Raw genomic sequence first — 14561 nt, forward strand, 5'->3', positions numbered from 1 at the left:
CAATGAGAAAGCTGAACATTAAATCGATTTGCTATTGCTTTTGCGCTATCATCTTTATCACCGCAGGCTGCTCTAACGGAAGTGCATCATCTGGCGGGCCAGAAAAAGATTCTGTTGTCACGATAGATAGTCAGGCAGTTTCTCAGGAAACGGCAGTAACTTTAAAGGATAGTCTGAAAAACCTGGCTAAAAAAGACTTCGAACTGGTCGAGCTGTCTACAAAAGGAGATACCCTCAATATCGTTTCTACTAGTGCTTTTCTGTATTATCCCCTGGGTAAGTTTCGAAGCATTGACGACTTTTCCAAAACATTTAAAAATCTAAATGTGACAACAGAACATGATGTTACTGATTCATCGATAGTGCTTAACCGGGCAAGCGGTGATGGCTGTTTTATTAAGCTGTTCAAGGATAGCGAAAAAAATGCCCTTGAGATCGTTTCCGGAAGGATCATTAATGACCAGGTAAAATTGGTAAACGGGATCGGGACTGGAATGAATAAGGTCGATTTCCTTAAGATCTTTTTTAAAGACGTTCCACCCAATGAGATCGAAAAAGTCAAGGTGATAAAGCTCATATCAGGCTTAGAAGGAATATCCCATGTCTACGTTTTTAGCCCGGACAGGTTGATTCTCTTGTACTTTGATACAGACTATTCGTTTAATAAAGACTAAGTTATCCATTAAGCCCCGGGGGTCTACCTCGGGCTTTAAACAGCTAAAAACCCGATGATGAACCTATCCCTGCTGTTATTCCTTTCCCTGGCTTCACAGCCGGGGAGCAAACGGTCAAAAGCGATAACGGCCATACGAAGAGGAATACCTACAAATGCCACCTGATGCGTAAAGATCCGGGGCAAAAGAACCCTTACACACTGCCGACGGCGTAAGGCGAAGAAGCCAGCCGTAAAATTACGGCGCATGGTTTTATGACCCCATAATCAGGGCATTTTACTATCATAAAATTAACTAACAGATACTCATTATTTTACTGGATATCTATATCAAAATCTCATTCGGGCCTTCCAATAACCTTACACTATAGGCCCTAGCGTTATTCCTTTAACGTGTTAATCTAATTTCTCTTTTCCATTTAAGGAACTCTCTTCTATAATGAAGTCCGATGGGAATTCGAAGCTTGGGGTCTTTTAAGATGACAAACTCACAACCTTCAACTGAAGTTATTTTATCTGCGTTTATAATGACAGACTTATTGATTCTTTTAAATTGCACAGGTAACTTCGTTTCAATGAACCTCAGAGACATCATGGTACAAAAACTCATGTCATTGTCAGTATAGAACGTCAGGTAATTTCTGGACGATTCAATGTATAAAATATTAGAAATGTCGATTCTTGTTTCAATCTTCCCTCCTACTCCTTTCGCGTTAGTTCGTATAAAGACTGCGGTATCGTCAATCAGACCGTAATGATACAAGATACTGTTGCTTTCAAGATCTTGATAGGGAAACGTTGACATATATCTGTGTTTAGGCAAGGGGGTATGCAAAAAAAAGTCGTTTTGAATCTCGCTTGCAGTGGTAACCTTCTTTGAGGAATATACAACCAGGGATAAGCGCTGGAGTAAGGTTACTTCTGTTGGATTTCTAAATGCAATTTCTTCGTCTACGATAACAACCTCAGGTTTATTGCTTAGTATTTCCAGAAATGCAGTTCTGAAGTTAATAGAAGATCCAACACATCTATATGAAACGAAGGTAAGATCGTTAACAGAATTGATAAGAGAGCTATCTCCATAGATATATAGGCTAATCATATGAAAGATTTAAGTTGTTGCTAAAAATAATATAAACTCTACCGGCCCCATCTTTATGGTTAGTTCAGAGAAGCTTCTAATGAGTCAAATCAAAGGAATGAAGCCAATATTTTTTGTTCAATGTTTTGCCGATTTGTCTCAAATTTACGGCAGGCAAGATGCAGACGCTCGTGTTATCGCACTGAGAAGATATAAACCATGAAACATATAAAGCGAAAAACTGTCTTTTAGACAAAATTTGGATGTTTGTCAGATAAGAATAACCCATTTATGAGATAGAATGAGAATTCATTCTTAAATTGCGTTTGAACTTCAATCCAGTCAGAAATGAATAATTATCAATCGGTGCTTGATCAGGTTCGTCATTATGTTACCTCTTACTATAAGCAAAATGACAAAGCTGACTTCACATACCATAATCTTAAGCATACAGAAGCAGTTGTTAAGGCGGCGACGAATATTTCCAACCATTACCAGCTGGATGATAAAAACTTCTTCGTTGTACTGTGTGCAGCCTGGTTTCACGATATAGGCTATTATGCCTCCACATCCAATCATGAGCAGAAAGGAGCCGATATGGCCGTTGCGTTTTTAAAAGAGCACGGAATGGACGAGGCTATCGATATTGAAGTAAAGTCATGCATTCTCTCTACCCGTATCCCACAGCATCCATCCAACCTGAACGAACAAATCATTTGCGATGCCGACCTTTTTCATTTCGGCACAGACGATTTTAAAGAAAACAACAAACGAATGAGAAAGGAGTATGAGGCTCTTCATCATATTCCGGTCGATAAAAGTGAATGGAGACGGAGTACAATAAAGCTGCTTGAACAACATCAGTTTCATACAGATTTCTGCCGTTTACTTCTGTCGGACAAGAAGGAGGAAAACCTCCGGGAGCTTAGGAAAAAGGCGACTCCGGAAAGTGATAAGCCAAAGGAACGAACTTTTGATACCGAACTGCCCGCAACAGTCCCACTAGCTGAACCGCTGGGGAAAAAGAATAAGGATAAACCCGAAAGAGGGATAGAAACGATGTTCAGGATCAGCTCTTCGAACCATCAGCGGCTTAGTGATATGGCCGATAATAAGGCACACATCCTTATTACTGTGAATTCGATCATCCTTTCAGCAATTATCAGTTTGCTGCTGCGCCGGCTTGAAGACAATATGTATCTGGCTCTTCCCACCTTTCTTCTTTTGACCGCAAGCCTCTTAACGATGATCTACGCGATACTTGCCACCCGGCCGAGTATTCCCGAAGGCACTTTCGTTCAAAAGGATATAGAAGAGAAAAAGGTGAACCTTCTTTTTTTCGGGAACTTTTACAAAATGAGCCTCGATGATTATGCTGCGGGAATGTGGAAGACGATGGACGACAAAGAATTTCTTTACGGAAGCCTCATACGCGATGTTTACTCACAGGGTGTGGTACTGGGCCGCAAATACCGCCTGCTGCGTATCGCTTACAATATTTTCATGTACGGCCTGATCATCTCCGTACTTGCGTTCATCATTGCTTCTGCCATACATGGGAAAGATTAATCAGGATACGATGACGAATTCTTTTTTTAACAGGGATATAAGCTGGCTGTCTTTTAACGAACGTGTACTAGAAGAGGCTGCCCGGGAAAACATACCCTTACTCGAAAGGATAAAGTTTCTTTCCATCTATTCATCAAATCTCGACGAGTTTTTCAGAGTAAGGATGCCGGTTATCAAAGCGCTGGGCAAAATTGAAAAGAAGCAAAAAGACAATAACATTATTGCCGAAAATGCAAGCGCCATTATAAATATACAGCAGGCCCGCTTCGGTAATATTTTAACACAAAGCATCCTTCCCCGGTTGGAAGACCATAAAGTACATCTTATATACAATGAGCCCCTGCCAAAAATTATACAGGATGATATAAGGGAGTATTTCCTGAATGAAGTACTGGCGTTTCTGCAGTTAGTTAACCTTAGTGATGAAACGATCGGCTTCTTTCCTGAAAACAATAAGCTTTATTTCCTTCTGAATGTTGTGAAAGACGGCGAAGAGCATACTATCATTGTGAATATTCCTTCCGATCAGCTACCCCGCTTCTACAGCAAAAGAGCGGAGGATGGCATTCTTTATATTGTCTTTCTCGACGATATTGTGAGATACAATACCGACCTGCTGTTCAAAGGATCAGTTGTTACGGAGTGCTTTAGCTTCAAAGTTACACGGGATGCAGAAATCGATCTTGCTGATGAGTATTCCGGAGATTTACTGGATCAGATTTCCAGGGTCATATTAAAAAGGGAACAGGGGCTGGCCACACGCTTTCTTCATCAGCCCGGCATTCCGGGAACGATGTTCAAGATCATAAATAATAAACTGAACCTGAAGCACGCGCAATTTATGGAAGGCGGGGTTTATCATAACCTTAAAGACCTGATGAACTTTCCATACTTCAACAGGGATCTTTCTTATAAGAAATGGGAACCTGTTCGTGTTAGTTCAATAAAGGCTGCATTGCCCATGTGCCAGCAAATAGCACATAAAGATCTGATATTTCACACGCCATACCATTCATACAATCCCGTCCTCCGGTTTTTCAATGAAGCAGCTACAAACGCAGATGTTGAGGAGATATACGTTACCCTTTACAGAGTGGCCAGCAACTCGAGAATAGTAAATGCGCTGATAACCGCTGCAAAGAACGGAAAAAAAGTTACCGTTCTTGTAGAACTTAAGGCCAGGTTCGATGAGGCAAACAACGTTAAGTGGGCTAGAAAGATGAAGGAGGCCGGTGTACGGCTTATTTATAGTATTTCGTCCCTTAAGGTACATGCTAAGATAGCTCTTGTAAAAAAGAGGGACGGGACGCGTTTAAAATATACCGGATTACTTGCAACGGGGAATTTTAACGAAAAAACAGCCTCTTTGTATACCGATCATATCCTGATGACTTCACACAAAGGAATCTTAAGAGAAATTGAGTTGCTCTTTATTTTCCTGGCGAGAAAAGAACGGCCCAAATCACCGGAGCTAATCCCCTTTAAATACCTTCTGGTATCTCAATTCAACCTTCTGAGCCGTTTCCTCGAATTACTCGATAGAGAGATATCGTTTGCCAATCAGGGTAAGGAGGCTGCGGTAACGATCAAGCTTAATAATCTGGAGGAGCAGGTTCTGATCAGCAAATTATATGAAGCTTCTGCTGCAGGAGTTAAGATCAGCTTAATTGTTCGTGGCATATGCTGTCTGATACCTGGTGTTGAAGGGATGAGTGAGAATATCAAGGTTAGAAGGATAGTCGACCGCTATCTTGAACATGGACGAATATTTTTGTTTAACAACGGCGGCGAGCAGCAACTGTTCCTCGGTTCGGCAGACTGGATGAACCGCAATATATACAGAAGGATCGAAGTTTGTTTTCCTATTTTAGACGGGGATGTTAAGAAGGAGATTATCTCCATTCTAAATCTCCAGCTAATGGACAACATTCAGGCGGTAAATATAACCTCTTCGGATATGAATGCTCCTTTAAGCACAGGCAATAGAGCGGTTCAATCTCAGAAGGCTATTTATGATCTGATATACTCAAAGAATGATCAAATAACGACAGAACATGATTAATTTAAGATTTACGCATATTGCTGCAGTATTATCATATGCATTTCTTGCGGCATGCGGTCAGAGCAATACGCCCACCAGGAGTCCCGATGGATATGATCTTTCAAACCCGCAAAAATTTAACATGCCTGAATCGCTTTTGGAAATATCAGGCATCCAGTTTAGTAAAGGCAATTCGGACACCGTTTATGCAGTGCAGGATGAAGAGGGAAAGATATTTCGTCTGCGTTTAGGGGATGACAGAGCAAAGCATTCAAAGTTTAGCAAGAGCGGTGATTATGAAGACCTCGCCATTCTGAAGGGCCAGATGTTTGTTCTTAAAAGTAATGGAACGATCTTTTCTTTTACTAAGCCTATGGGCGAAGAGGCTGGCATGGTGAATGAAATCAAAGGGATGTTACCAAAAGGAGAATATGAAGGAATGTTCGCCGACGAGTCGGACAACCGGCTTTACGTGCTGTGCAAAAACTGCAAAACCGACAAGGGTACAAGTGAGAGCACAGGATATATCCTGAAGGTTGAATCAGCGGATAAGCTGGTTATGGAAAAAACATTCGTTGTGAATGCTGATGATGTTGAAAATTCCCCAGGGAAGAAGAATACCCGTTTCCAGCCATCCGCACTGGCAAAGAACCCCCAAACGGGTGAATGGTTCATTCTCTCTTCGGCAAACAATTCGCTCGTTGTATGCGATGGGGCATTTAAAACCAAAGCGGCGTATGATTTAAATTCGGGATCTTTTCTTCAACCAGAGGGTATTGCCTTTGATATTCATAACAATCTTTATATATCTAACGAAGGAGACGAGCTAAGCACAGGTAATATTCTCAAATTTGTTTATTCGACACAGAAAGCCAGGAAACAGTAATCTTTTCCTGGCATTTAAAACAAAATTCCTTAATTTATCAAAATGAAATCAGCGGTTCTCCGGTTTAATAAAGAAGCAGGTCGTCAGATCGTAGACTCTGCGTTATCGTTTAAACCCTTCCTCCAGATTCTTTCCGACAGGGCAGACACCGAAGCTTCGGAAAAGAAAAAGTTTTATGATTTTATTCTTGATAAATTCAATGAACACGGCTTAGCTTCTGACCGAGTTGAGCCTGAGTGTGTTGTAAACAAAAAGGACATACTCGAACTTATCTTTGCAACCCTGACTCCGCTAATAACAGCTGAAAAAGACTACCTCTGGGCTCTGGGCACTCCGGTCCCTGAAGCTATCTTTTATTGTACGGATGCTTTCGCCCAATTTTTTGAGAATAACATTTTAGCTAACCACAGTAACGATCACGAGCACTTTGAGAGGTCTAAATATGAGTTTATATATTCTCTCGTACTGAAAAAATACTATAATATAGACGCGTTCATCAAAGATGAAAAGCTCTACGCTTACACCGATCCCCATACAGGGCTTTCTAAGTATTTAAGTATTCAGGCGGATACCCGCTTTATCGATATATCTCTTAAGGGACCACTTCCAGACCTCAACATTGCAGACATAGAACACCATATTTACGACAAAGAGGCATACCAGACTCTTATTGAATTACTACCCCTGGAACTTTTCAGAGTTGATGGATTTTCGGTTCTGACTTTTTCGGATGTTACATTAAGACATGCGATCGAGAACATCAGGAATTTGATCATAAGCAATGACTACAATCCGGCTGCATTATACGAGTCTGTTATTCAGTCTTTAAAAACCTTAGCGGGCGACAATAAAGTTGAGTTTGGCCTGCTTCCTTTTCTTATGTTAAATGGCAAACCCGTTTTTGAAGACAATGATTCATTCAGAAGTATTCTGGTTAACTGTGCATTACAGAAAGATTCTGTCGACGAGATATTTGAGGTTCTGGTCAATTCATATCAAAAGAATCCAAAGCCCGTTTTCTTTGGAACCTTAACCGAAGAGAAGACAGAACTTCACCCTGTGCTGGATTTGTTGAGGCAGAACGGCATTGTCTCGTATGCTGTATTACCTATATTTTACAACAATCAACTACCAGGTGTTCTGGAGATCTACAGCCGTGAAGGGACAATTTCGTATGAGCATATTCTCGCGCGGCTTGAACTTGCCATACCCCTGCTTGCACAGCTACTGCAGAATGTGGCAGATGAATTCAAATCAAAAATAGAAAGAGTTATTAAAAGAAAATTCACATCTCTTCAACCTTCCGTTCAATGGAAGTTTAATGAAGCTGCCTGGAATTATCTTAAGGCGAAGAGGAAAGACGGTGCTGCAAGCGCTGAAATAGAAACCATTTCGTTTAAAGATGTTTATCCCCTTTACGGAGCTATAGACATCCGCGACTCAACAACGGCGAGAAACCTCGCCGTAAAGGAAGACTCTGCCGTTCTTTTGAGATTGTGTGCCAATACCCTGCTCGAAATTAAAAAGCATCACCAACTCACTCTGATTGACGAACTGATTTATGAGTGCAATAAATGGGCAGAAAAGATCAGCGCTCAAATGGGCACCAATGACGAAATCCTGCTGTCGCAGTTTTTTGAACAAAAGGCAGATCCATTCCTGCTGCATTTTAAAAGTACATCACCTGAGCTGACCGGGGTATTGCAGGAATACTTTCGGGCAACAAAGCACGACGATGGTATCGCTTTTTCAAGGAGAAGGGAGCTTGAAGCTTCTATTCAAACGATTAACGATTCGGTCAACTCCTATATGGAGCAGGTTCAGCCCGAGTTGCAGCAGTCCTATCCCTGTTATTTTGAGAAGTTCAGAACCGACGGCGTGGAATATGATATTTACATTGGGCAATCTATAGCACCCGACAAAGCATTCAATAATCTTTATATAAAGAACCTTCGCTTGTGGCAACTTAAATCAATGATCGAAATAGCCGGCATTACTCACTCACTTTTATCAAAAACGGCCATCCCACTGCAAACGACACAGTTAATTTTCATCCACTCAAATCCGATAGATATCAGTTTCAGGAATGATGAACGAAGGTTTGATGTTGAAGGAACGTATAACATCAGATACGAAATCCTGAAAAAGAGGATAGACAAGGTGCGTTTAAAAGGAAGTGAAGAACGGTTGACGCAGCCCGACAAAATAGCGCTTGTATACTTTAACTATAAAGAAGCCGAGGAGTATGTTCAATATATCTCTTATCTGCAGGAACAGACCTTGCTGAAAATCGATCTGGAGCATCTCGAGCTGGAAGAATTACAAGGAGTTACAGGACTGAAGGCTCTCAGGGTGGGGGTAAACTATAACGATTAACGACAGGGACGCACATTGCTGCAGCTTGACTAACAGACGAGACTAAAGGATGCTGATTTACAACAAACTGACTATTTCTTTTATAATTCTTCTTTATGGATCTGCAGCTTTGGCCGTTGGTAACAAGCCGCAGAGTCGCGATACTATCACCATTGCTATAGCACCTGAATACAATGAGGTTAGCAGCTCACATCGTTTTTGGCTTGGCGAAAACTACCGGAAACTATGGGCTACCCCCGTGCGGATGCGTATTCTCGATTTAAAAAGTGAGCGGGGCGGTTTGTCTGTTGTTAAACTGGGCGGCGGCATGCAAACCAAATCACTGCGGCTTAAAGACGGCCAGGGGCAGGAATGGGTACTGCGCACTATCCAAAAATACCCCGAGCGCGGACTTCCTGAAAACCTCAGGCCGACTGTTGCAAGGGATATCCTCCAGGATCAGGTTTCTACTGCGCATCCTTATGGGGCACTAGCGGTTCCGTTACTGGCAGAAGCGCTTCAGCTTCCGCATTCAAACCCTGAAATAGTTTATGTAGCCGACGATCCGGGACTGGGCGAATACAGAGAGGAATTCGCCAACGCAGTGTACCTTTTTGAGGAAAGAGAACCGGTGGGGTTGGAAGATACTGATAATACGCTGAAGGTTCAGGATGAACTGGAGGAAGATAATGATGCCAGGGTTATTCAAAAGCTTGTACTGCGGGCTCGGCTGCTCGACTTTATGGTTGGCGACTGGGACCGTCACGAGGATAACTGGCGATGGGGCCGCGAGAAATCGAAGGGTGAAAAAATCTATACGCCTGTCCCCCGCGACCGCGATAAGGTTTTTTATAAAACTTCGGGTGTTTTCCCATGGATCCTCTCCCATCAATGGCTTAAATCAAACCTCCAGCCTTATGACAAAGGGATAAGGGACATTGCCGGCTGGAATTATAACGCCCGGTACTTTGATCGTTATTTCCTTACTCAGCTTGCTGAAAACGACTGGAAGGAGGAAATCGCCAATGTACAGAAGACAATTACAGATAGCCTTGCTGAAAAAGCAATAAGGCAAATGCCTGATACTATTTTTGCATTAAGCGGTTTGGATGTACTGGACAAGCTTAAAGGCCGGAGGGATAACCTGAATAAAATCGCACTGGATTACTATCATTTTCTTGCCGGAAACGTGGATATTCCGCTTTCTCAAAAAAGGGAATTTATTGATGTTAAATACCGCCGTGACGGGAACATTGAAGTTAGCGTATATAACAAAAAAAAGGATGGCAGTAAAGGAAGACTGCTCTATCAGCGTGTATTTATACCCAAAGAAACAAATGAGATAAGAATCTATGGGCTGGCAGGGGAAGATGTTTACACCGTGAGCGGTAAGGGGAAGCCGGCTATCAAAGTCCGTTTGGCAGGAGGAAAAGATCGCGATGTTTTTTCTGTAAACAGCTCTTTCACCAACAGGAAGCACTTATATATTTACGACCAGCCCGACAGTAATATATTTCCAGACCGCTCTCTGGCAAAACTCCGGCTTTCTAACGATAGTACCGTAAACTCTTTTGACCGTAAAGCTTTCAAATACGACCGTTTTGGTCCCATGGCGCTCATAAATTACAATATAGACCAGGGTATCCAGCTAAGGGCAGGCATCCTCTATGAAAAACAGGGATTCAGAAAAACCCCTTTCGCTGTGAAGCATGAGTTCTGGGCTAACTACTCCACCGGAAGAAATTCCTACATTTTCAACTACCTGGGGGAGTTCAAAAAAGCAATAGGAAAAAACGACCTCAGCATTGACTTAAATTCATGGGGGCCTAATAATCAAACTAACTTTTTCGGGCGGGGGAATGAAAGCATTTTTCTGCGGCATGATGAAGGAGGGATAGGTTTTTACCGCAATCGTTTCGACTATCTTACGGCAAGCGTTCGTCTCCATAGAAACATTGTAAAAAATCTAAGGGTAAATGCTGGCATCGGCACTGAGTTTTATACGAGTGCAGAAGAAGACAACAAGGCTCACTTTTTTGAAAGCTATGCTATTTCAAACCCTGAGGCCAATGTGTTCTCAGACAAGCTTTACGCCGGCTTAGTCGCAGGAGCCAGATATGACACAAGGGACGATGAATCTATGCCGACAAGAGGAGTGTATTGGAACATGCATATAACCGCTAAAAGGCAAATGAACGGCGAAAACAACAGTTATGGAAGCCTTAAGTCAGACCTTAGCTTATACGTATCCCCCCCTGGATCTGATCTCGTGATCGCAAACAGATTGGGCGGAGGAACAACGTTCGGCAATCCTGCATTCTTTCAGGAGATGCAGCTTGGCGGGGTAAACAATCTGCGAGGCTTTCACACAAACCGTTTTACCGGCAAAACAATGCTATATCATAATCTGGATCTCCGCTTACGGCTTTTTCATTTCACCTCCTATCTTTTTCCCGGCTCAGTTGGCGTTCTCGGATTTCACGACACGGGAAGAGTATGGCTCCCATCTCAATCATCAAACAAGTGGCACCACGGTTATGGCGGCGGATTATATGTTGTCCCTGCAGAGCTGATCCTGATCCAGGGAGCGGTTGGTTTTTCCAAAGAGGGATCGCTGCCTTATATTTCTGTTGGGTTTAATTTTTAAAGACGATTTCCTACACGGGGCTTACGCCCCGTGTTAGTATGGAGGCAAATTATACGTTCAGCATCTATGTCCTAAACCCTTTATTTTATCCCCAGCTCCTTTTGTATCTGTTCCAGCGACCTTCCTTTCGTTTCGGGCATAACGCGCCAAATAAATATGAAGGAGATAACCATCATCACGCTATAAAATACAAAGGAATAAAAACCACCGTTGGGACTACTTTCTACAATTACAGGAAAAGTCCACGATATAATGGCGGCCATGATCCAATGGGTGAAGCTTCCGAGGGAGCCGCCTTGCGACCGGACGGAGTTAGGGAAGATTTCTGAGATGAACACCCATATCACAGCACCCTGAGAAAAAGCAAAAAACGCAATAAAACCGATAATATAAATCAGAACTCCACTGTGTACGCCGTCTGAGGAACTAAAAGCATTAGCTGTCAGTCCGAGGAAAACGATCATCCCGGTACAGCCAATCAGCAACAACTTCTTTCTTCCAAACTTATCAATCACTGTCATAGCCAGAAGAGTAAAAAACAGGTTGGCCGCGCCTATGTAAACAGGCTGGAGATAAGCATCGGCCTTACCAAACCCGGCCATTTCAAATATTCTCGGGGCGTAATAGAGAATGGCATTAATGCCCGACAGCTGATTGAACATGGCGAGTATCACTGCATAAAGTATCGGTTTATTGAATTTCCCGTTAAACAAGCTTTCTTTCGTCCCCTTCTTGGACGATTCATGTTCTATGCGGATTAAATCAAGGGCATTATCTTCTCCAATTCTTTCGAACACCATCTTTGCTTCATGATCGCGGTTGTTCAGCACGAGCCACCTGGGACTTTCGGGAATGAATTGCAATAGAATAGCAAACAGCGCTGCCGGTATTACCATAATCCCGAGCATCCACCGCCATCCTTCATCGCCCATCCCTGCAAATAAAAAGTTGGTTAGGTACGCTACAAATATACCTGTAACTATCATCAGTTGAAAAGATCCGGCGAGCCTTCCGCGCAGATGAGCAGGGGAAACCTCAGAAATATACATCGGTCCGACAACAGAGGAGGCGCCCACTGCCAGGCCGCCAATCACCCTGAATGATATAAATAACAACCATGTGGACGTAAGGGCGCAGCCTATAGCGGAAAGTAAATACATAATAGCTATAACCATCAGCACTTTTTTACGTCCAAATTTCTGGGCAGGCACTCCGGCTATTAATGAACCGATAACTGTGCCTATGAGACTGGCGGCTACCGTAAAACCTTGCCAGAATGAGCTTAATGACCACAACTGCTGAATGATTTTTTCGGCGCCCGAAATCACCGCTGTTTCAAATCCGAAGAGAAACCCTCCCAGTGCGGCTATAAGCGAAATCCGTATAGCGTACCTGGAATTAGACAATGATCTTCTATTGGACGTGTTTTCTGCATTAATATTGCCTGATTGTGCATGCATGGTTTTTTATCAATTGGTTGCTTCAAATATAAAAACTAAAATGATTTAGCAATAAAGTTTCGTCAAAAAAACAATGACACCCTGCTGATAAGCAGAATCCTAAAGAAACACGCAAATTTGTATCTTTGCAGCCTAATTCATTGATTTATGACAAAGGGATTCTTCAATGTACCTGCGCCGGTGAATGAACCGGTTTTATCTTATGCACCCGGCAGCAGAGAACGCTCACTATTAAAAGAAGCCATTTCTATAGCATATTCTGAACAGATTGATATTCCGATGTATATAGGCGGAAAAGAAATACGTTCGGATAAAAAGGTTGAGATCAGGCCTCCTCATAATCATCAGCAAGTAATCGGCTGGTACAATGCAGGTGAAAAGAAGCATGTGCAGCAGGCTATTGATGCCGCTCTGGCAGCAAAAGAAGCTTGGGAAGCTTTAGCATGGGAACAACGCGCTGCTATCTTCCTGAAGGCTGCTGACCTGATTGCCGGTCCTTACCGCTACAAGATCAATGCTGCTACCATGCTCGGTCAGTCAAAAAATGCCTACCAGGCAGAAATAGATTCCGCTTGTGAGCTGATCGACTTTTTACGCTTCAACGTAAAATATATGGCTGAAATTTATGGCCAACAGCCGCCTGTATCTCCGAGGGGAAGCTGGAACCGACTGGAGCAACGGCCCCTGGAAGGTTTCGTATTTGCACTTACGCCCTTTAACTTCACCGCTATCGCCGGCAATCTTCCCACTTCTGCGGCCCTGATGGGTAATGTTGTGGTATGGAAACCATCAAATGCGCAGATCTACGCAGCGCGGGTAATCATGGAGGTCCTTATCGAGGCTGGTTTGCCAGATGGAGTGATTAACCTAATATATGTTTCCGGTCCGGATGCTGGTGACGTCATATTTAATCATCCTGATTTTTCAGGAATTCACTTTACGGGATCAACCGGAGTATTTCAGGACATCTGGAAAACTATAGGAAATAACATTCATAAATATAAAAGCTATCCGAGGATAGTTGGCGAAACAGGAGGGAAAGACTATATCCTTGTTCACGGCTCGGCCGACCTACAAGTTGCTAACACTGCTATTTTAAGAGGTGCTTTCGAGTATCAGGGGCAAAAGTGCTCTGCTGCTTCGAGAGTGTATATAGCAAAATCTGTATGGCCAGAACTTCGCCAGCTGATGCAACGCGACCTTGCAACATTCAAAGTTGGTCCGGTGGAAGACTTTAGCAATTTCGTCAATGCAGTGATCGACGAAAAGTCATTCAATATGCTGTCGAAAGCTATTGATGACGCGAAAGCAGATGACAGCGTGGAGATTATCGCAGGCGGGTCTTACGATAAATCAAAGGGATATTTTATTGAACCTACCGTAATCGTTACTAAAGATCCATATTATATTACCATGTGCGACGAACTGTTCGGCCCGATATTAACAGTTCATGTTTATGACGATGAGGAGTTTGATAAGATTCTTAATGTGATAGACAACACGTCTATCTATGCTTTAACCGGGGCTGTGATTGCACGTGACCGTTATGTTATAGAAAAGGCGACTTATGCTCTGCGCAATTCTGCCGGGAACTTCTACATTAACGACAAATGTACAGGTGCCGTTGTAGGCCAGCAACCGTTTGGCGGTGCAAGAGGCTCGGGCACGAATGACAAAGCAGGTTCTATGATCAACCTGCTCTTCTGGGTTTCGCCAAGAACGATCAAGGAAACACTTGATCCTGCGAAAGATTACCGCTATCCTTTTCACGAGGAAGATTGAGGTGGGTTGTGAGTTGTGTGTTAAAAGGTGAAAGGGAAAAGCTAAAAGCAAAATCTGATTGCTAATA

At 42.8% G+C, this 14561-nt stretch carries 10 protein-coding genes; 7 read left to right on the plus strand and 3 right to left on the minus strand.

All coding sequences use genetic code 11. The annotated features are described in order from the left end of the window. Window positions 1–2 precede the first annotated feature (2 nt). Complete coding sequence (locus tag BDE36_RS21110) at window positions 3–674, plus strand: hypothetical protein (protein ID WP_141816391.1); 672 nt, start codon at window positions 3–5, stop codon at window positions 672–674. Window positions 675–709: 35 nt separating this feature from the next. On the opposite strand, the gene BDE36_RS21115 is transcribed toward BDE36_RS21110, so the two are convergent. Together BDE36_RS21115 and BDE36_RS21120 are read right to left on the minus strand one after the other, a co-directional pair. Next, entirely contained in the window at window positions 710–922 is a 213-nt protein-coding gene (locus BDE36_RS21115; protein WP_141816392.1) for a hypothetical protein, read from the minus strand. A gap of 139 nt (window positions 923–1061) precedes the next feature. After that, on the minus strand, window positions 1062–1775 hold the full coding sequence (locus BDE36_RS21120; RefSeq protein ID WP_141816393.1) for a LytR/AlgR family response regulator transcription factor: 714 nt from the start codon (window positions 1773–1775) through the stop codon (window positions 1062–1064). A 327-nt stretch (window positions 1776–2102) separates the two neighbouring features. Here BDE36_RS21120 and BDE36_RS21125 point away from each other — a divergent pair, with 327 nt between their 5' ends. The 5 genes from BDE36_RS21125 to BDE36_RS21145 are packed head-to-tail and all read left to right on the plus strand — an operon-like array spanning window position 2103 to window position 11252. Beyond that, window positions 2103–3323: a Pycsar system effector family protein gene (locus BDE36_RS21125; protein WP_141816394.1), complete on the plus strand. Its 1221-nt coding sequence runs from the start codon at window positions 2103–2105 to the stop codon at window positions 3321–3323. Continuing rightward, entirely contained in the window at window positions 3310–5385 is a 2076-nt protein-coding gene (gene ppk1, locus BDE36_RS21130; RefSeq protein ID WP_235904343.1) for a polyphosphate kinase 1, read from the plus strand. The genes BDE36_RS21125 and ppk1 overlap by 14 nt, the downstream gene beginning before the upstream one ends. Then, window positions 5378–6250: an SdiA-regulated domain-containing protein gene (locus BDE36_RS21135; protein ID WP_202618159.1), complete on the plus strand. Its 873-nt coding sequence runs from the start codon at window positions 5378–5380 to the stop codon at window positions 6248–6250. The genes ppk1 and BDE36_RS21135 overlap by 8 nt, the downstream gene beginning before the upstream one ends. 42 nt (window positions 6251–6292) lie before the next feature. Beyond that, on the plus strand, window positions 6293–8626 hold the full coding sequence (locus BDE36_RS21140; protein WP_141816395.1) for a GAF domain-containing protein: 2334 nt from the start codon (window positions 6293–6295) through the stop codon (window positions 8624–8626). 49 nt (window positions 8627–8675) lie between these two features. Next, window positions 8676–11252 carry a BamA/TamA family outer membrane protein gene (locus BDE36_RS21145; RefSeq protein WP_141816396.1) on the plus strand — a complete coding sequence of 859 codons (2577 nt, stop codon included), beginning with the start codon at window positions 8676–8678 and terminating at the stop codon, window positions 11250–11252. Window positions 11253–11332: 80 nt separating this feature from the next. On the opposite strand, the gene BDE36_RS21150 is transcribed toward BDE36_RS21145, so the two are convergent. Beyond that, window positions 11333–12712, minus strand: a complete 1380-nt coding sequence (locus BDE36_RS21150) for a sugar porter family MFS transporter (protein ID WP_141816397.1) — start codon at window positions 12710–12712, stop codon at window positions 11333–11335. 147 nt (window positions 12713–12859) lie between these two features. Between BDE36_RS21150 and pruA the strand changes: the two genes are divergently transcribed. Then, the gene (gene pruA, locus BDE36_RS21155; protein WP_141816398.1) at window positions 12860–14494 is read left to right on the plus strand and encodes an L-glutamate gamma-semialdehyde dehydrogenase; all 1635 of its coding nucleotides are present in this window, start codon (window positions 12860–12862) and stop codon (window positions 14492–14494) included. Window positions 14495–14561 lie beyond the last annotated feature (67 nt).

The organism is Arcticibacter tournemirensis (genome assembly GCF_006716645.1).
Lineage (GTDB): Bacteria > Bacteroidota > Bacteroidia > Sphingobacteriales > Sphingobacteriaceae > Arcticibacter > Arcticibacter tournemirensis.

What these genes read in the sequence shown, in the direction of transcription:
- BDE36_RS21110 (WP_141816391.1), top strand. Translation starts at nt 3, where the DNA reads ATGAGAAAGCTGAACATTAAATCGATTTGCTATTGCTTTTGCGCTATC.
- BDE36_RS21115 (WP_141816392.1), bottom strand. Translation starts at nt 922, where the DNA reads ATGCGCCGTAATTTTACGGCTGGCTTCTTCGCCTTACGCCGTCGGCAG.
- BDE36_RS21120 (WP_141816393.1), bottom strand. Translation starts at nt 1,775, where the DNA reads ATGATTAGCCTATATATCTATGGAGATAGCTCTCTTATCAATTCTGTT.
- BDE36_RS21125 (WP_141816394.1), top strand. Translation starts at nt 2,103, where the DNA reads ATGAATAATTATCAATCGGTGCTTGATCAGGTTCGTCATTATGTTACC.
- ppk1 (WP_235904343.1), top strand. Translation starts at nt 3,310, where the DNA reads ATGGGAAAGATTAATCAGGATACGATGACGAATTCTTTTTTTAACAGG.
- BDE36_RS21135 (WP_202618159.1), top strand. Translation starts at nt 5,378, where the DNA reads ATGATTAATTTAAGATTTACGCATATTGCTGCAGTATTATCATATGCA.
- BDE36_RS21140 (WP_141816395.1), top strand. Translation starts at nt 6,293, where the DNA reads ATGAAATCAGCGGTTCTCCGGTTTAATAAAGAAGCAGGTCGTCAGATC.
- BDE36_RS21145 (WP_141816396.1), top strand. Translation starts at nt 8,676, where the DNA reads ATGCTGATTTACAACAAACTGACTATTTCTTTTATAATTCTTCTTTAT.
- BDE36_RS21150 (WP_141816397.1), bottom strand. Translation starts at nt 12,712, where the DNA reads ATGCATGCACAATCAGGCAATATTAATGCAGAAAACACGTCCAATAGA.
- pruA (WP_141816398.1), top strand. Translation starts at nt 12,860, where the DNA reads ATGACAAAGGGATTCTTCAATGTACCTGCGCCGGTGAATGAACCGGTT.